This is a genomic window from Gelidibacter sp. (assembly GCF_039916245.1).
Taxonomy (GTDB): Bacteria; Bacteroidota; Bacteroidia; order Flavobacteriales; family Flavobacteriaceae; genus Gelidibacter.
Genome location: NZ_JBDSLS010000025.1, coordinates 1 through 19,041 on the forward strand (window position 1 = coordinate 1; position 19,041 = coordinate 19,041).

Genomic DNA, 19,041 nt, shown 5'->3' on the forward strand with positions numbered 1-19,041 from the left:
TTAGGTAGTGCTTTAGAGCAATATGTTGCTGCCAATGAAGCCGCACGTGAAAACATGTTGCCAAGATTAGAAGGTTTTATAGATAGTAATTATAAAAATTACCACTTGCCTTTAGAAAAAGAAATTTTGGCTAGACAGTTGAATTTATATGCTTCTAAAACGAATTATCCACTTCCAGAAATCGTAAAAGAAGTTGCTGCACAAAACAACAATGACTTTACAGCCTATGTGGATTCAATGTTTGACAACAGCATCTTTAGCTCAAAAGAAAGCATTACCGCATTTTTAGCAAATCCAGATGCTTCAAAACTGAAAAATGATCCTTTGTATACGTTCTCTGATCAAATCATGACGAAATACAGAGAGCAACCAGAAAGTTTGGTAAAACCTGAGAATGATTATCAAGCGGCTTTCAGAAAGTTGGTTGCAGGATTACGTGAATCTGGATTGAGCAAAATCCAATATTCGGATGCTAACTCTACCTTGCGTTTAAGCTACGGAAAAGTGAGAGCTTTACCTGCTGATCCAAGAAACGATGCAGAATTCAACAACTACACGACCTTAAAAGGCATGATCGCTAAATACGTTCCAAATGATGACGAATTTGATTTGCCAGCACATATGTTAGACATGTACGCGAAAAAAGATTACGGACGTTATGCCAACGAAAGAGGTGAACTTTCAGTAAACTTTTTATCAGACAATGATATTACTGGCGGTAACTCAGGATCTCCTGTAATCAACGGTAAAGGTGAATTGATTGGTTTAGCTTTTGACGGTAACATTGAAGCGATGGCTGGAGATGTTATTTTTGACAGCGATTTACAGCGCACCATCAACGTTGATATCAGATATGTACTTTGGTTGATTGACAAATATTCTGACGCCAAACATATTGTTGACGAATTGACGATTGTTGGAGGAAATTCTTAACAGAAGACGGAAGACGGAAGACGGAAGACGGAAGTTTAAAAATAAAAAAAAATGCGAACTGGATGAACTGGTTCGCATTTTTTTACTTGTATTTATTAATGTTTCAGAGTTACCAATCCTATATTTTAGAACGCAGATGACGCTGATTTTCTATGATTTTAACTGATTAGTGTGGAATCTTCATCTTAAGGATTTTATCAGAGAACCTTCGAAATTGCAGAAATAAAATCAGTGGAAATCTGCTCTATCTGTGTCATCTGCGTTCTATTTTCCCTGAAACTCCGCCTTACGCTTTTCCAAAAACGCTGTTGTCCCTTCGATAAAATCTTCAGTGCCGAAACACTTTCCAAATTGTTTGATCTCTACTTTAAAACCATCAACACCATCTTTATAATTGGCGTTGATGGCTTTTATAGCGCCTTTAATGGCCACAGGAGAATTGCGCATGATTTTACCCGCAATCTTTTCACACATTGGTATAAGATCATCTTGTGTGGTCACATGATTGACCAATCCGTAGGCTTTTGCAGTTTCTGCATCAATCATACTTGCGGTCATGACCATTTCCATAGCGCGGCCTTTGCCGACTAATTGCGGCAAACGTTGTGTACCTCCATAACCGGGGATAACGCCTAAAGAAGTTTCTGGCAAGCCCATTTTAGCATTATCACTCGCAATCCGGAAATGACAGGCCATCGCTAATTCGAGTCCCCCGCCAAGCGCAAATCCGTTGACTGCCGCAATTACCGGAGTTGATAAATTCTCAATATAATCGAATAATAACTCTTGACCTTTGGCTGCTAGCTTTCCGCCATCTTCTACATCAAAATGGGCAAATTCGCTAATGTCTGCACCAGCGACAAAAGCTTTCTCGCCACTTCCCGTAAGGATGATGACCTTGGTGTTTTTATCTTTGTTCGCCACTTTAAAAGCTTGATTGAGCTCATTTATAGTGGCCTTGTTTAAAGCATTTAACTTATTTGGTCGGTTGATGGTAATCGTCGTGATACCATCTTTTGTTTTGGATAGGATGTTTTCGTAAGACATAGTTGTGTGTTTTTTATCTCCGCGTGGTTGTTGAGCTTGTCGAAGCAAAGACGGAGATCTCAATTAATAAATTTCTTCTCTTTTGCTTTATTCTTTAGGAAACGTCACAGTAAAAATTGTTCCTCTTCCCTCTTGAGAAGTAAAGGTAATCGTTCCATTGTAAGTTTCCACTATATTTTTAACCATGGCCAATCCGAGGCCCATGCCGCTGGATTTTGTGGTAAACTTAGGTTCAAATATTCTTGAAAAATCGGCTTCTGTTATGCCTTTACCATTATCGGACACTGCGATTTTGACCATATTGCCTTCAGACATCACGCTGACCACAACTTTAGGATCTTTATCTTCGGCAATGGCCTGCGTCGCATTCTTGACTAAATTGGTAACCACACGAATCAATTGCGTACGATCCAACTTCGAAATAATTTCCTTTTCATCGGCTACAAAAACAATATAATCTTCACTGAAAATATCTAAAGCCAATTTTACAATCTCCACCACATTTAGGGTTTCATTTTGCTGCGCTGGCATTCTCGCAAAATTGGAAAAGGCAGATGCAATGGAACTCATCGTATCAATTTGCTGGATGAGCGTTTTGCTATATTCGTCTAATTTTTGATAAATTTCAGGATCGGCATGATTAAATTTGCGTTGAAAACTTTGGACACTTAAACGCATTGGCGTCAACGGATTTTTAATTTCATGGGCCACTTGTTTCGCCATTTCACGCCAGGCCTGTTCACGCTCTGAGGTTGCCAATTTAACAGCACTCTCCTCCAATTCATCAATCATACTGTTGTATGACCTTACCAAAGTCGCAATTTCCTCACTGGAGGATTCGATTTCGATTTTTTTGTTGCGTTTTTCCAATCGTGTCGCTTTTATTTTTTCACTTATGGTTTTAAGCGATTTGGTAATGTACGAGGATAGGAAATAGGCCAAAACAATCGCCAATATCAACATGAAAAAATAGGCATAGCCCAAACGCTCTAAAAACTCATTCAATTCCTTATTCAAAAAATCGTCATTTTCAAGATAAGGCAATTTCAGAATAGCAATGGACTTGAACTTTTTATCGGTAATGTAAGTGTAAGAAGATTGGTAGGTTTGATCATTTAATATGGTTTTTTCAACAAAACGGTGTTCTGCGGTGTTGGAAAGCACATTTAAAATATGAGGGCTTAAACATTGTGAACCCGCATCGCCTTCGATACTCGATTTTGAAGACAGTATCAAACTTCCCTCTAAATCAAAAATATCAATTTGACTCTGGTGGATATCTGCAATTTTATAAATCTCTTCCCTGAAAATCAATCGCACCTTTTCGGTAATGACCTCCCAGGTTGTTCCGCGAATGACAAAATCAATATGACGCTTGATATTATCTTCCTTGCGTTCCAAACGATCTCTATGATACGCTTGTGCTTCTTCATTATACTGGTAAATGGTTACGCCTGCAATCAAAACGGAAGCGATGAGCACCAACAGAATCATGGATAAAAAGATGCGTAGGCGTAAAGAAAATCGTCTTATTCTCATTTAAAATAGTGTAGTGCGATAAAGATAGCAATTATCAATCCAAAAACGGCTGCGCCGTAAATTTCAAAAACTAAAATATCAAAATTCCAATACAGTTAGCTGTTATAACAAAACTTATTATGCCATTTAGTGAAGCTTCTGCAAAATCTGTGTGATCAGCGGGAAATCCTTGTAGTGTCAAGTATTTTACCGTGAAGAAGTTAGGTCTCAAAGTTCCGCAAAGGAAATACAAAGTTTCACAAAGAGCAGCGATATGGGTTGAAGTTTTTTAAGAGTTCGTATTTCTCTCCCGGATGTTTTTGTAAAGTTTGAAACCCAACATCAACACAACACCTAGCACTAAGATGCCAACCACTCCAAAAATCCAACTGATGGAATTTTTTAGAATAACCAGAAACACTACGGCGAACAAAATAAAAGTAGCGCCCTCATTCCACAATCGCATGAAATTGGAGGTTTTTTTGACCTCATCGCGCTGGAGTTGTTTATAGTACTGATGTGTTTTCAGGTGATAAAAGATGAGCAATACCACGAATGCTAATTTCACATGCATCCATCCTTGCTGCAACCAAAGTGGCTGTAAAATGATTAACCAAATCGCAAAAACGGTCGCCAATATTGCAGAAGGCCAGGTGATAATCGTCCATAAACGATTCGCCATCAATTTGAGCTGTTTTCCTAAAATTTCCTTTTCAGGAGATGGCTTGTGAAAGGATTCAATTTGATATACAAACAACCTTGGAATGTAGAAAAGTCCTGCAAACCAAGTGATGACAAAAATAAGATGGAGCGATTTTATGTAGTTGTAGTATTCCATGGGTCGGCAATTATTTAAATATCTTTAGGTGTCAAATTCCGTTTGATCTCACGATTCAAAAAATAAGCCGTTACGATGGTGGCCAAAACATCTGAAATTGGAAAAGAAATCCACACTCCCAATTCGCCATAAAATTTAGGCAAAATCAAGATGAGCGGAATGAAAATGAAACCTTGCCTACTTAAAGTCAACAATAAGGCCGGTCTTGCTTTTCCAATCGCCTGAAAATACGCCGCACCTATCAACTGCCAAGCAATAATAGGTGTTGCGGCAAAAACCCAGCGCATATCACTTGGCGCTTGCCGAAGTACACCAGCATCCGTAGTAAACATTCGGGCGATATTTTCCGGGAAAATCATCAATACGACAAATACCAAACTAGCTAAAATTGCGGCATACTTGATGGCTGTATTCAGTGTTTCCTTAACCCGATGGTAGTTTTCAGCCCCATAGTTAAAGCCCGCAATCGGCAAAAACCCTTGCGTAACACCTAGGACTGGAAACATGGCAAACATCAACATCCGACCCGCAATGGCATAAGACGTCACAGAGGCCTCTCCACCCAGATCAAACAGAATATTATTCATAAATAGGTAGGTAACACTTACTACGGCCTGTCTCGCTAAGGTTACAAAACCTAAAGAAGTAATTTCCTTTACAATCGGAAAATTCAGTCCTAAATGTGTGAAATTGATTTTTAATTCTGACTTTTTAGAGGCAAAAAACCATAAAATAAATACCAAACAAATCACATAAGATAGTGTTGTCGCCCATGCTGCTCCTGCCATCCCAAAATCCATCACGTTGATGAAAATATAATCCATAATCAGATTACAAACCGATGGAATCATCATGGCATACATGGCAAATTTAGGTTTGCCTTCTGCACGAATGACCGTGTTGGCCATCATACAAAGTGCCAAAAGCGGCACTCAGTAAAGTACGATTTGATAATAGGTTTTGGCGGGTTCAAAAATGGCACCTTTCCCACCAAAGGACTCAATAATGGAATCTGCAAAAAACAGACCCACGGCAACCAGGGAGAGCGTCAATATTAACGTTAAAGTGATTTGGTTACCAAATACCTTAAGTGCTTTTTTATGATTGTCAGCCCCTAAGGCTCTTGATATTATAGACGAACCCCCAATACCAATGGCCATTCCTAAAGCGGCAATAAAAAACGAAACTGGTAAAACCACGTTGATCGCCGCAATGGCCGTCGAGCCAATCCAGTTGCCTACAAAAATAGTATCCACCAAAATATTGAGCGACATGACCAATATCCCAATAGAAGCCGGAACAGCTTGCTTTATGAGAAGTTTACTAATGGGTTGTGTGCCTAAATCCTGGGAGGAAAACTTTTCCATTATGCAATTACGGGTTCAACAGCAGCCCATTCATTGATCCAGTTGGATAGAATAGCCACAAATTCGTCATCATCATTTAAACAAGGTACTGTCGTAAAGCCTTTTCCGCCCATTTCATGGAAAATCTCTGAGCCTTCCATGGCAATTTCTTCTAAAGTTTCTAAACAATCACTTACAAATGCTGGTGTGACAACAGCTAAATTTTTGATGCCTTGTTTTCCCAAACGCTCAATAGTAATATCGGTAGCCGGTTTCAACCAAGGATCGACTCCTAATCGTGACTGAAACGATGAAGTATAAGTCCCAGGAACCAAATTAAGCTTATCGGCTACCAAGCGTGTCACTTCCAAACACTGATGGCGATAGCAAAACTCGTGTGCAGGAGAAGGTGTTATACAACAACTCCTATCAATTTTACAATGTGATTTGGTAATGTCGCGTTTACGAATATGACGTTCTGGAACACCATGATATGAAAACAATAGGTGATCATAAGGATGATCTTTCAAATGTCTTGCAATGGAATGCGAAAGCACTTCAATATAATCTTCACGATTGTAAAATGCTTTTAAGTCGGAAATTTTAAGGCTTGGAAAATGTTCTTTTCGAATCTCTTCTGCCAACACCAAAATTGTCTCGGTCGTTGCCATGGCAAATTGTGGATATAAAGGCATCAAAAACACCTCTTCCACACCTTTGTCCACCAACTCCTGAAGACCTTTTTTGATGGTCATGCTACCATAACGCATGGCTAAAGCAACCGGTAGCGGCGTGTTTTTTTGTATCTTTTTCTGAAGGCGCTCTGAAATGACGATTAAAGGCGATCCTTCCTCCCACCAAATTTTTTTATACGCTTCCGCAGATGCTTTAGGTCGGGTATTTAAAATGATCCCTTTTACAATAAAAGTTCGTAACCAAACCGGAACGTCGATAACGCGTTCATCCATTAAAAACTCACTTAAATAAGGTTTAACATCTTTTGGTTCTGGGCTATCTGGCGAGCCTAAATTAACAAGTAATACTCCTTTTTTCATATGACATTCCTGCGAAGGCAGGAATCTATTTTTAAATTAAACTTCAATCACTTTTATACTTTAAATCATTCGTAGATTTTGAAAATCTCTCAAATCTGACATAAACTCTTACGAGATTTTTACAACTCTACGAAGATAACGACATTAAATATTTCTTTGGCGTTGTCCCATATTTCTTTTTGTATGCCGCTATAAAGTGACTCGATGAGCTGTAACCAACTTTCAAGCCGACTTCATTCACATTGTATTCATTGGACTCCAATAACTTTCTGGCCACTTCCATCTTATAATCAAATAAAAAACTGAACACTGAGTCGCCGTAAATTTGCTTAAAACCTTCCTTCAGCTTTTTTAGGGTTAAACCTATTTCTTCCGATAGCTCTTGCAACGTCGGCGGTTCGGTCATTCTTGAAATCACAATATCCTTGGCTTTCCTGATTTTGATAACGTTTGCTTCATCCACCAAAAACGGACATTGTTCAATGTCGGCATCCTCATTTCTATTGAAATATAAACTCAATAATTCATAAGCCTTTCCTTTATAATAAAGATTCCTGATAGAAGAATTCAAGTTATAATGGATCAATTGTGTCAAAACAATCGCCATGGATGGAGATACTTTCCCGTCCTGATAGTATTTCTTATCCTTATTATCGTCACTTAAAAAAGAAATATAATCAGCTTCCTGCGAAAATAATCCGTGGAATTTTTTAATGGAGATCAAAATCGATACTAACGACGAATTTGGATGCATTTCCAAATGGATGGGCAAATCCTGTTGTGGATTATAAAGTAACAAGGAGTTTTCTTCTAATATATCTAAAGCATACCGCCCATTATTAAATATGAACTTACTCGCCCCTTTCAAACAAAAATGGAATTGAATAAAACTACTATCAATTCCACGTTCAATAGTTTCTACAGTATTGCTATCGTTTTGATAGGTCAATACCAAAAAATCATGATCAATTCGAGTTTCTGTAAAAGAACCTTTAGCGACATTTTCCAAATCCATTCTCATCAAAATTTATACACCTTATTTAGATTCGTTCTAAACAAACCACTCATAAGGCGTTGCTATTGCTGCAAAAGTATAACATTTATTATTTTATTACAGAATAAAAGATAAAAAACACCAAGCGACACTTATAGTCCGTTTAGCGTTGTTTATTATTTAAAGGACAGTTATACTTTTGTCTTTTCAATTTCTAAAAACCGTTACCGATTACTATCATATGCTGAAAGGAACCTATTTTTATGCCATTGGATTGAGTTATAAAAAGGCTGATGCTACTATTAGAGGCCTTTTTAGTTTAGATGACACTTCTAAAAAAAACCTTTTAAATCAGGCCAAAGAAGCGGGCATTGAAAGTCTCATTGTGACCTCAACCTGCAACCGAACCGAACTTTACGGTTTTGCTGAACATCCTTACCAACTCATCAAATTACTTTGTGATAACTCTAAAGGAACGATTGAAGAATTTCAGCACGTGGCTTATATTTTAAAAAACAACGAGGCTGTTTCGCACATGTTCCGCGTCGGTTCTGGACTTGACAGTCAGATTTTAGGGGATTTTGAAATTATCAGTCAATTAAGAACAAGCGCAAAAGCATCCAAAAAAAAGGGATTGCTTAATCCTTTCACAGAACGTTTACTGAATGCCGTTATTCAAGCGAGCAAACGCATCAAAAATGAAACAGAAATTTCATCAGGCGCAACTTCCGTCTCTTTTGCATCCGTTCAATATATCATGAGCAATATTCAGAATGTTTCAGAAAAAAACATTTTACTCTTTGGCATTGGAAAAATCGGGAGAAACACCTGCGAAAACCTGGTAAAACACACCAAAAACGAACATATCACCTTAATTAACAGAACTAAAACCAAAGCTGAAGCCATTGCTGGGAAGTTCAATTTGTTGGTTAAAGATTATGCCGATCTTCAAAAAGAAATCAATGCTTCCGATATTTTGATTGTTGCTACAGGTGCCCAAAGTCCAACGGTAACGAAAGAATCCATCCAATCTAATAAGCCAATTTTGATTTTAGATTTATCGATTCCAAGAAACGTGAATCCAGATGTCACGGAATTATCAAATGTGACCTTGATTCATCTTGATGATTTATCAAAAATGACTGATGATACCTTAGAACGCAGAAAAGAATTTATACCTTTGGCGGAGCAAATTTTAGAAGAAGTAAAACTGGATTTTAACAGCTGGCTTGCCACTCGAAAATTTGCCCCAACCATCAAAGCATTAAAGCACAAATTGCTTGATTTAAAAAATGCGGAATTGGAAACCCAACGTAAAAAACATGCGGATTTCAATGAAGCACAAGCAGAATTAATCAGCAATAATATCATCCAAAAAATAACAAATCACTTTGCATACCATCTCAAAACAGATCATATGTCAACTGATGACAGCATTGAACTCATCAGAAAAGTGTTCCAATTAGAATCCACTACAAATGTCTAAACTTATAAGAATTGGTACTCGCGATAGCGAATTAGCGCTATGGCAAGCCAAAACTGTACAACAACAACTCCAACATCTGGGTCATAAAACGGTATTGGTACCTGTAAAATCAACAGGCGATTTGCGACTTGACAAACCCATTTATGAAATGGGAATTGTAGGTGTTTTCACTCGAATATTAGACGAGGCCATGCTCAACAATCAAATCGATATTGCGGTACATTCACTTAAAGACGTACCTACGATTTTGCCACAAGGCATCGTTCAGGCAGCCGTTTTAAAACGTGGCAATGTGAGAGACACTTTAGTATTTAAGAATAATGAAGAATTTTTATCTCAAAAAGATGCCGTCATTGCAACAGGTAGTTTAAGACGAAAAGCACAATGGCTTAACCGATATCCAACCCATACCATTGTCGGATTACGCGGCAACATTAATACCAGACTTGAAAAACTGCAAGATAATGAGGATTGGAATGCGGCTATTTTTGCAGCAGCAGGCATTGGCAGAATTGGCGTACGTCCAGAAGATGCGATCAATCTTGATTGGATGGTTCCAGCTCCGGCACAAGGCGCCATCATGATCACTGCACGTGAAGTTGATGAAGATGTATTGACCATCCTTAAGGAAATCAACCACGAGGAGACCGAAATATGTACCACGATTGAGCGTCAATTTTTAAATTTATTGGAAGGTGGTTGCTCTGCTCCAATTGGCGCTTTAGCATTCATTAAAGATGAAGAAGTATCTTTTCAAGGCGTCCTATTGAGTTTAGATGGAACGAAAAAGATTGAGGTAACGCGTAAAGAAAAATTGGGCAACCATCATAATATCGCACAATTTGCGGCCGATTACGTCATAGACCGTGGTGGTCAGCGATTAATGAATGATCTGAGAGACGAGGAGAAACAGATTCAAGTTTTTTCTACTCGCAATTTGAGCGAAGGCCAACGTCAGCTTTTTAAAAATGTACATGCGGCCAGCACAGATTTCTTAAAAATAAGCTTTAACAGGATTTCGAAGCCTGTTTTAAAATCGAAAATTGACAACGTCATCATCACGAGTCAAAATGCGGTAGAAGCCATTCTCTCTAGTGTTCCTAAAGAAGAATTACAGTTTAAAAACATTTATTGTGTTGGGCGACGCACCAAAAGGTTGATCGAAACTAAAATCGGAAAGGTCAAACATTCTGAAAATTATGCTAAAGATCTGGCTGCCTATTTGGTAGAATTCATGGATGGCACCGAAGTGACGCACTTTTGCAGTGACATTCGCTTGGATGAAATTTCCACGACCTTACAAAACAATCACATTAAAGTCAATGAGGTTGAAGCTTATAAAACCATTCTCGACTCTGAAAAAATTGATTCAAATGTTGAAGGTATTATGTTTTATAGCCCGTCCACAGTGGACAGTTATATGATCAACAATACGGCAGATAAAAAGATCGCTTATTGTATAGGAGAAACTACGGCCACGGAAGCTAAAAAGTATTTTGAGGATGTGAGAGTCGCCAAAATTCCGACGGTTGAAAGTGTCATTGATTTAGTGAATGAACATTATAACCATTAGATTATCAGTAAGGTTATAAAAATAACTTAAATTTATAGCTCCTAAATAGGTGGTCCATGGTCAATCTAAAATCATTCAAGAATTTATATCGTTTTATCGATATTCTCATCTTGTTTTTCTTGATATTCGATTTTGGATTTACCATTAATGACGACTACAAACCTTATAAAATTCTTGTCTTTTTTACGCTTACAAGTGTTTTAATTGGATTTAATATTTTAAAATATTTCCAATTCGACGATGCAGGAATAAGGAAAACCTTAATATTCAACTTGATTTTATTAACGGCGACCCTAACGTCGTCAGGTCTTTATTTGTTACTGAATCAAGGACAGGATATGATTCCTGCGTTAAAACAATGCAGGGTTATATTTGAGGTGGGCCTATTTTTATACTTGCTTATGAGGCTTTCCATGCTGATAAAGTTTGTTTATAAAATCTACTTCAATCCGGCCATTCTTTTTGTAGGGAGTTTTTTTATTTTCTCTTTTATAGGTGCATTGTTTTTAATGCTTCCTAAAGTTACTGCTCACGGCATAAGTTTTATTGACGCATTATTTACCGCTACCAGCGCTATTTGTGTAACCGGATTAACAGTATTGGACACCGCTAATGATTTTACGCAATTGGGCCAAGGAGTTATCTTGGCTTTAATTCAAATTGGAGGCTTAGGCATTCTGACTTTTACATCATTTTTCGCTTATTTTTTTAGAGAAAATTCGTCCTTTAGAGAAGGCCTCTATGTCAAAGATTTTACGGCTTCAGAAAATCTTCAAGATGTTTTAAAAATAGCAGCTCGTGTGGTTTTATTTACCTTAACTGTCGAAATGATCGGTGCCGCCTGCATCTATTTTTCGATTGATCAAATTGATAATGTAAAAGACAAACTCTTCTTCTCTATATTCCATGCCATTTCCGCTTTTTGTAATGCAGGTTTTTCTACTGCCGTTGGAGGTTTTTATGATCCTAGTTACCGATTTGCCTATTCCCTGCAATGGGCTATTATGCTATTGATTGTCATAGGAGGCTTAGGCTATAATATCGTCTACAATTCATATATTTATTTCAAAACGGCTTTCAGCAATTTTTTTGTAAATAATATTAAAACATTGCCCGTCAGAGTTTTTAAGCTGAATTCACAAATCATATTTATTACCACCTGTATCCTATTGTTAGCTGGTTTTGTCTTTTTCTTTTTTGCAGAAGCCAATCACTCGCTAAAAGAACATGTCACGCTCTATGGACGCATTACCTCGGCAATGTTCTCATCTGTGACGCCCAGAACTGCAGGTTTTAATACCATAGATTATACACATGTTGCGACGCCATCCCTATTGTTTGTCATTTTTTTAATGTGGATTGGAGCCTCTCCAGCATCTACCGGTGGTGGGATAAAAACCAGCACCTTCGCCATTGCCATGCTCAATATTTATGCGACGGCACGTGGTCGAAATAGAATAGAAATTAACACTAGGGAAATCTCTAGCAGTTCGGTCAACAGAGCTTTTGCGATTATCATGATTTCGCTTTTAGTAATCGGCCTTAGCATCTTATTACTCCTGTTTTTCGAACCTAACGCAGGCATCTTGCCGATAGCTTTTGAGTGCTTTTCAGCTTATGGCACGGTTGGTTTGAGCTTAAACCTCACACCAACCCTAAGTGTTCCGAGTAAATACGTTATCATCCTAGTCATGTTTTTGGGTAGAATCGGCACCTTAAACCTATTATTTGGCATGTTAGGTCAGATAGAACAAAAATTTTATCAATATCCTCAAGAACCTATTTTAATCAATTAAAAGATGAAAATTATTATCATTGGTCTCGGAAATTTTGGTTTGTCCTTAGCTTTAAACCTGACAGAGACAGGTAATGAAGTTATTGCCGTTGACAAACAGATGGAAAAAGTAAATCTTGCCAAAGATAAATTGGCACATGTGGTGTGTATGGATGCCACCAACGAACAAGCGTATCAAGCACTTCCCACCAAACAAGCAGATTTAATCGTGGTGGCCATTGGCGAAAACGAAGGTGCTGCCATTATAACCACCGCCATCGTAAAAAAATTATGTTCAGGAAAAATCATCAGTAGATCCTTATCGGACATTCATGACACCGTTTTACAGGCTATGGGCATTGATGTGATCGTTCATCCAGAGAAAGAAGCCGCTGAAAAATTGACGTATAAGATCAATTTGAAAAACCTCATCGATAATTATAAAATAGATGACCACTATTCTATTTCAGAAATTAAACCGCCTGAAAGTTTTATCGGTAAAACAATTGGAGAATTAGACATCAGGATAAAATATAAAGTCAACATCGTAACCTTATTACGTACCAAAGAAAAAACCAATTTTATTGGAGCGACTACCAAAGTAAACGAAGTGATTGGCGTTCCTACCGCAACCACACGTATCGAAAAAGATGATATCATGGTTGTTTTTGGGTTGGATGAAAAAATTACCACTTTAAGCAATAAAAAGTAAAGACTTATAAAGTCCAGAGTAAAATAAAAAATTAGTTTAACCTAGAAATCCCAGATTTTGGGGCTATTTTAAAAAAAGAAATGATAAAAAACGATTTATACTTAAGAGCATTAAAAGGCGAAACAGTTGAACGTCCACCAGTTTGGATGATGCGTCAAGCCGGACGTTATCTACCTGAATTCATGGAAATCAGAAAAAAATACGATTTCTTTACCCGATGTCGAATGCCAGAATTAGCGAGCGAAATTACCGTACAACCTATCCGTCGTTATGGAATGGACGCTGCCATTTTATTCAGTGATATTTTGGTCATTCCACAAGCGATGAATATCGAGGTACAAATGAAACCTGACTTTGGACCTTATTTGCCAAATCCTATCCGCACGCAACAAGATGTGGACAATGTAATTGTTCCTGATGTTCATGTGGAGCTGGATTATGTGATGCAAGCCATTAAAGCCACCAAAGAATTATTGAATAACGAAGTGCCACTAATTGGTTTTGCAGGATCACCTTGGACGATTTTATGCTACTGCGTACAAGGCCAAGGCAGCAAGAACTTTGATAAAGCCAAACAATTTTGTTTTACAAATCCTATTGCCGCACACCAGTTATTACAAAAGATAACGGATACAACCATTACGTATTTGCAAGCTAAAGTTGCGGCTGGATGTGATGCGGTACAGATATTTGATTCTTGGGGAGGCATGTTAGCGCCTGCAGATTACAATGAATTCTCTTGGCAATATATCAATCAGATTATTGAAGCTTTAAAGGATCACGCCCCTGTAATTGCTTTTGGAAAAGGCTGTTGGTTTGCATTGGGCGACATGGCCAAATCGAACGCCACAGCGTTGGGTATTGACTGGACGTGTTCTCCGCAAAATGCGCGTTACTTAACTGGCGGAAAAATAACTTTGCAAGGCAATTTTGATCCTTCCAGATTATTCTCGCCACCTGCAGTAATCAAGAAAATGGTCACTCAAATGATTAATGAATTTGGAAAAGACCGATATATCGTCAATTTAGGTCACGGCATTTTACCAAATATTCCATTAGACAATGCGAAAGCATTTATTGATGCCGTAAAAGAATATAAGAGTCCAAATTAGATAAGCATTTAAAAGACCTCACAGGTTTTTAAAACCTATGAGGTCTCATCTCAGTGTATGATTAAAAACATCTTCAAAGGCATCAAAGCTTATGCTGGAACATTGAAATTAATTTCCAAACTCGGACTTTGGAAATATTTTCGTGTGCCGATGTTGATTAGTTTTTTGATTGCCTCCGCCATCATTTTAGCGGCTTATACCTTTGCTGATAATTTCGCGTTTTACATTTCAAAACTTTGGGCTTGGGAACGAGGAAAGGAAACCTTTTCCTTAATCAGCGAAATCTTGAGTGGTGTGTTGATTCTTATCTTAGGATTTATTCTTTACAAGCATATTGTGATGGCCCTTTCGGCGCCTTTTATGAGTCCGGTATCTGAAAAAATTGAATCCCATTTATTAGGTGTGGAACGCCATCAGCATCGGGACACTTCATTTTCTGAACAGTTATGGAGAGGCATTCGAATTAACGTCCGAAATCTGATGATGGAATTGTTGTTGACCTTTCCTATTTTACTCATAGGTTTTATTCCAATTATCGGCCTTGCATCCACCGTTTTATTGTTTTTAGTTCAGGCCTATTATGCAGGTTTTGGAAATATGGATTACACTTTGGAACGTCATTTTAAATACGACGAAAGTATTAAATTTGTAAAACAACATCGAGGATTGGCCATTGGAAACGGGATGGTTTTCATGTTGTTTTTATTGATTCCAGTGATTGGAATCATTCTCGTATTACCTTTGTCAGTCACTGCGGCATCAACCGAAACCGTGGCTTTGCTTAAAGATCAAAACCGATTAAAATCCAATGATATATAGTTCAGAACATTTTTCCATTTCATTATTACAACCTAAAAATGCTTTGCAGCTGAACAAATTACTCGTGTCCAATACCGAACGTTTTATGAAGTATCTCCCTAAAACATTAGGGGAAAACACAACCTTGGAAAGTACAAAAAACTATATCGCTCGGAAAATTAAAGCAGCCAAAAAAAAGAAAGCCTTTGTATTTGTAATTAATGATAAACACAGCCGAAATATCCTCGGCATGATTATTCTAAAAAACTTGGATTGGGAAACTAAAAAAGCCGAATTCGCTTATTGCATCGGCAAACGTTTTAAGGGCGAAGGACTGATGAGTACAGCTATAAAAGCAACGTCCGACTATGTCATTGAAACCATGGGACTTGAAATACTTCAAATCATTGTGCACAAAACCAATTTACCAAGTGTTAATGTGGCCTTACAATCGGGTTTCCAATGGGTAGAAACTTTAGAAGATGAGTTTATGACTTTGAATGGAACACCGCTTGCTATGGAACTTTTTGAGTTGTCAAGACCTGACAGGTTTTAGAAACCTGTCAGGTTTGTAAGATCTAAAATAATTAAAATGGAAACACTGAAACAAGAACATTATTATCATATTTATAATAGAGGTATAAATAGTGGTCTATTATTTAATAACGAAGATAATATGCAATACTTCCTTCAATTGGTCGAAAAGCATCTCACTTCCAAAGTTGATATTCTTTGTTATTGTTTGATGAATAATCATTTTCATATGGCAGTTCAAATTATTTCTGATGAAAAGGAAGCATCCCAAGCTTTTTCAAATTTATTCAATGCCTATTCCAAAGCATTCAATAAGGAAAATTCAAGAACAGGAGCGCTATTTGAAAGACCTTTCAAAAGAGTTGCGATCAAAGATGAAAATTATCTTAAAAACCTAGTATTGTATATTCATAAAAACCCTGAAAACCATGGTGTAGTCGAAGATTTCGGAGATTATAGATTTTCATCTTTTAATGCGTTTATTCAAAATGAGCCAAGTCTCATTTCAAATAAAAAAGATTACATCCTAAATTTATTCGCAGATATGAAAAATTTTATGTTTACCCATAACAGTCAAAAACCAGAAGCTATAGACCTGTCAGGTTTTAAAAACCTTACAGGTCTTCCAACAAAAGATAAATTTTACAATTACATCCTAAACCTTCAAGACACCATTACCTCAAAACTCGAAGCGATAGATGGGAAAGCCAAATTTCGACAAGATGTTTGGGAACGTCCTGAAGGCGGCGGCGGAAGAACAAGAGTTGTTGAAAACGGCAATGTTTTCGAAAAAGGAGGTGTTAATATTTCCGCAGTTCACGGCGAACTCCCAGATAGTATGCAACAGTATTTTGGCGTCAAAGATGCCAATTTCTTTGCCTGCGGACTGAGTTTGGTATTACATCCCAAAAATCCGATGGTGCCCACAGTTCATGCCAATTGGCGCTATTTTGAAATGTATGATCAACAAGGCAACATTGTTGATTCTTGGTTTGGTGGCGGACAGGATTTAACGCCTTACTATTTATTTGATGATGATGCGATTCATTTTCATCACGTCTGTAAAACGGCTTGCGATAAGCATCAACCTCATTTTTACGAGTTGTATAAAAAGAAATGTGATGATTATTTCTGGAACACACATCGCGAGGAAGCCCGTGGTCTTGGCGGTTTATTTTTTGATTATTGCAAAGCCACTGATGAGATGTCCATGGAAGATTGGTACAGCTTTGTAACTGAAGTTGGCGACAGTTTCCTGGAATGTTATGTCCCTATAGTTGAAAAAAGAAAAGACCTTCCTTATACTGACGCGCAACGCACCTGGCAGGAAATCCGTCGTGGACGTTATGTAGAATTTAATTTAGTTCATGATAAAGGCACCTTATTTGGATTAAAAACCAACGGACGCATCGAAAGTATTTTGATGAGCCTGCCTCCACATGTGCAATGGGTTTATGACCATCATCCTGAAAAAGGCAGCGACGAAGAAAAATTGATAGACCTATTAAAAAAACCTAAGGATTGGATTAAATTCTAAAAACAAGACCTCACAGGTCTCATAAATATTAACTGCAGACTGATGACTGATGACTGCAAACTAAAGACTAAAATTATGTATCCATTAAGAAGAAATAGAAGATTAAGAACCAACGAAGCCATTCGATCATTGGTAAGAGAAACGATCATTACACCTAACGATTTTATCGTTCCAATTTTTGTAACAGAAGGAAGAGGCGTAAAAGAAGAAATTGCATCCATGCCAAATTACTTTAGATACAGCCTGGATTTACTCGAAAATGAAATTAAAGATCTTTGGAATATGGGTCTGAAATCGGTATTGCTCTTTGTTAAAGTTCCCGACAATTTAAAAGACAATAAAGGCACCGAAACCATTAATCCAGACGGACTGATGCAACGCGCCATTAAAACCGTCAAAAACGCCTGTCCTGATATGCTCGTGATGACTGACGTAGCCTTTGATCCATACTCAGCTTATGGACATGATGGCATCGTCAAAAACGGCATTATTTTAAATGATGAAAGTGCGGATCTTATGGCACAAATGAGTGTTTCGCATGCGCGAGCTGGTGCCGATTTTGTTGCCCCGAGTGATATGATGGATGGTCGTATTTTGGCCATTCGTGAAGCACTCGAACATGAAGGTTTTACCGATACAGGCATTATGAGCTACTCCGCCAAATATGCTTCCGCGTTTTATGGACCTTTCCGTGATGCGTTGGATTCTGCACCTGTGGACATGCTTAACATTCCAAAAGATAAAAAAACCTATCAAATGGATTATGGTAACCGTTGGGAAGCGATCCGAGAAACCGAAATGGATATTGATGAAGGTGCTGACATCGTAATGATAAAGCCAGGTTTATGCTATTTGGATATCGTCCGTGAAATCAAGAATGCCGTCAATGTACCTGTTGCCGTGTATCAGGTTTCAGGAGAATATGCGATGCTAAAAGCAGCTGCCGAAAGAGGTTGGCTCAACCATGATGCGGTCATGATGGAACAAATTACAGCCATTAAACGTGCTGGAGCCGATATCATTGCGAGTTACTTTGCGAAGGATGTGGTGCGACTTTTAAATAAGTAAAACGCCTCATTTCAACAGGAAAGTTATTATCTAAAGCGCATTTCAAAGGTTATTTAAAAAATAGAGACCTTTGAAATGCGCTTTTTTTGATTTCTATTCAAAATTATTTCGATATATTTAATTTCGATTAAATTGATAAAACGTAATTCTAATTTTGATTCCAATGGACGACATCGATAAACAAATTATTCAAATGCTTCGCAAAAATTCACGAGAATCCTTTGCTACCATTGGCAAAAAGGTTGAGCTCTCTGCCCCTGCTATCGGCAAACGCGTGAAACAATTGGAAGACAAAGGGATTATTTTAGGCTATTCCCTTAAACTCAATGATGAAAAATTTGGCGTCACAACAAAGGCCTATATCCATTTAACAATTCATCAATCGAGCACAGTAAGAACGGCCTATAATCAAATCATTCATCACGAGGAAGTACAGCGTTGTGATCGCATTACTGGAGAAGACCGCTTATGCATTCTTGCATATTTCAAAAGCAATAAAGATCTGGTTACTTTTTTAGAGCGCATTTCGCAATATGGCGTTCCCAATACGAGCATAATTTTGGAAAGTTAGGTCAAACCGATTCCTCAAAAAAATCCTTAGAATCTTAAAGGCAAATGGAAACTTGCATTATCAAATCGCCATTAGGTTTCACCAAAATTGTTGGTGACGAAGACGGTATTGCTTCCATTTCCATTTTGGATTCTGAAGAAAAAGA

16 protein-coding genes and 2 pseudogenes are annotated in these 19,041 nt (G+C 37.7%); 12 read left to right on the forward strand and 6 right to left on the reverse strand.

From position 1 onward, the window contains the following. On the forward strand, positions 1 to 933 hold a 933-nt coding region (locus ABIQ28_RS01440), incomplete at its 5' end, for a S46 family peptidase (protein WP_348034969.1). 264 nt (positions 934 to 1,197) lie between these two features. On the opposite strand, the gene ABIQ28_RS01445 is transcribed toward ABIQ28_RS01440, so the two are convergent. The 6 genes and pseudogenes from ABIQ28_RS01445 to ABIQ28_RS01470 all read right to left on the reverse strand — a co-directional run bounded on the left by ABIQ28_RS01445 (position 1,198) and on the right by ABIQ28_RS01470 (position 7,758). Then, entirely contained in the window at positions 1,198 to 1,980 is a 783-nt protein-coding gene (locus ABIQ28_RS01445; protein ID WP_348034970.1) for an enoyl-CoA hydratase-related protein, read from the reverse strand. An 87-nt stretch (positions 1,981 to 2,067) separates the two neighbouring features. After that, positions 2,068 to 3,519, reverse strand: a complete 1,452-nt coding sequence (locus ABIQ28_RS01450; protein WP_348034971.1) for an ATP-binding protein — start codon at positions 3,517 to 3,519, stop codon at positions 2,068 to 2,070. Positions 3,520 to 3,787: 268 nt separating this feature from the next. Continuing rightward, positions 3,788 to 4,336, reverse strand: coding sequence for a CopD family protein (locus tag ABIQ28_RS01455; RefSeq protein WP_348034973.1), 549 nt, complete (start codon positions 4,334 to 4,336; stop codon positions 3,788 to 3,790). Between the two features lie 14 nt (positions 4,337 to 4,350). Next, positions 4,351 to 5,703 (reverse strand): annotated as a pseudogene (locus ABIQ28_RS01460) (MATE family efflux transporter). After that, positions 5,703 to 6,737: a ferrochelatase gene (gene hemH / locus ABIQ28_RS01465; protein WP_348034974.1), complete on the reverse strand. Its 1,035-nt coding sequence runs from the start codon at positions 6,735 to 6,737 to the stop codon at positions 5,703 to 5,705. Before hemH ends, ABIQ28_RS01460 begins: the two are co-directional and overlap by 1 nt. Positions 6,738 to 6,864: 127 nt before the next feature. Next, positions 6,865 to 7,758, reverse strand: a complete 894-nt coding sequence (locus ABIQ28_RS01470; protein WP_348034984.1) for an AraC family transcriptional regulator — start codon at positions 7,756 to 7,758, stop codon at positions 6,865 to 6,867. A gap of 214 nt (positions 7,759 to 7,972) precedes the next feature. Between ABIQ28_RS01470 and hemA the strand changes: the two genes are divergently transcribed. The 11 genes and pseudogenes from hemA (at position 7,973) to ABIQ28_RS01525 (ending at position 18,896) form a co-directional block, all read left to right on the forward strand. Then, positions 7,973 to 9,217, forward strand: a complete 1,245-nt coding sequence (gene hemA / locus ABIQ28_RS01475) for a glutamyl-tRNA reductase (RefSeq protein WP_348034985.1) — start codon at positions 7,973 to 7,975, stop codon at positions 9,215 to 9,217. Beyond that, positions 9,210 to 10,790, forward strand: coding sequence for a hydroxymethylbilane synthase (hemC, locus tag ABIQ28_RS01480; RefSeq protein WP_348034975.1), 1,581 nt, complete (start codon positions 9,210 to 9,212; stop codon positions 10,788 to 10,790). Before hemA ends, hemC begins: the two co-directional genes overlap by 8 nt. Positions 10,791 to 10,846: 56 nt before the next feature. Further along, positions 10,847 to 12,586 (forward strand): potassium transporter TrkG, encoded by a 1,740-nt coding sequence (locus tag ABIQ28_RS01485; RefSeq protein WP_348034977.1) that lies wholly within the window; start codon positions 10,847 to 10,849, stop codon positions 12,584 to 12,586. Positions 12,587 to 12,589: 3 nt separating this feature from the next. Next, on the forward strand, positions 12,590 to 13,276 hold the full coding sequence (locus tag ABIQ28_RS01490) for a TrkA family potassium uptake protein (protein WP_348034978.1): 687 nt from the start codon (positions 12,590 to 12,592) through the stop codon (positions 13,274 to 13,276). A gap of 80 nt (positions 13,277 to 13,356) precedes the next feature. Beyond that, positions 13,357 to 14,388, forward strand: a complete 1,032-nt coding sequence (gene hemE, locus ABIQ28_RS01495) for a uroporphyrinogen decarboxylase (protein ID WP_348034979.1) — start codon at positions 13,357 to 13,359, stop codon at positions 14,386 to 14,388. 57 nt (positions 14,389 to 14,445) lie between these two features. Next, positions 14,446 to 15,207, forward strand: coding sequence for an EI24 domain-containing protein (locus ABIQ28_RS01500; RefSeq protein ID WP_348034980.1), 762 nt, complete (start codon positions 14,446 to 14,448; stop codon positions 15,205 to 15,207). Next, a complete protein-coding gene (locus ABIQ28_RS01505) occupies positions 15,197 to 15,742 on the forward strand; it encodes a GNAT family N-acetyltransferase (protein WP_348034981.1) in 546 nt (181 codons plus the stop codon). The genes ABIQ28_RS01500 and ABIQ28_RS01505 overlap by 11 nt, the downstream gene beginning before the upstream one ends. A 36-nt stretch (positions 15,743 to 15,778) precedes the next feature. Next, a pseudogene (locus ABIQ28_RS01510) lies at positions 15,779 to 16,126 on the forward strand (transposase); the annotation flags it as partial. Between the two features lie 189 nt (positions 16,127 to 16,315). Then, positions 16,316 to 17,257: an oxygen-dependent coproporphyrinogen oxidase gene (gene hemF, locus ABIQ28_RS01515; RefSeq protein ID WP_348034986.1), complete on the forward strand. Its 942-nt coding sequence runs from the start codon at positions 16,316 to 16,318 to the stop codon at positions 17,255 to 17,257. Positions 17,258 to 17,332: 75 nt separating this feature from the next. Continuing rightward, positions 17,333 to 18,325 carry a porphobilinogen synthase gene (gene hemB / locus ABIQ28_RS01520; RefSeq protein ID WP_348034982.1) on the forward strand — a complete coding sequence of 331 codons (993 nt, stop codon included), beginning with the start codon at positions 17,333 to 17,335 and terminating at the stop codon, positions 18,323 to 18,325. A 163-nt stretch (positions 18,326 to 18,488) separates the two neighbouring features. Further along, positions 18,489 to 18,896 carry an Lrp/AsnC family transcriptional regulator gene (locus tag ABIQ28_RS01525; protein ID WP_348034983.1) on the forward strand — a complete coding sequence of 136 codons (408 nt, stop codon included), beginning with the start codon at positions 18,489 to 18,491 and terminating at the stop codon, positions 18,894 to 18,896. Positions 18,897 to 19,041: the final 145 nt, after the last annotated feature.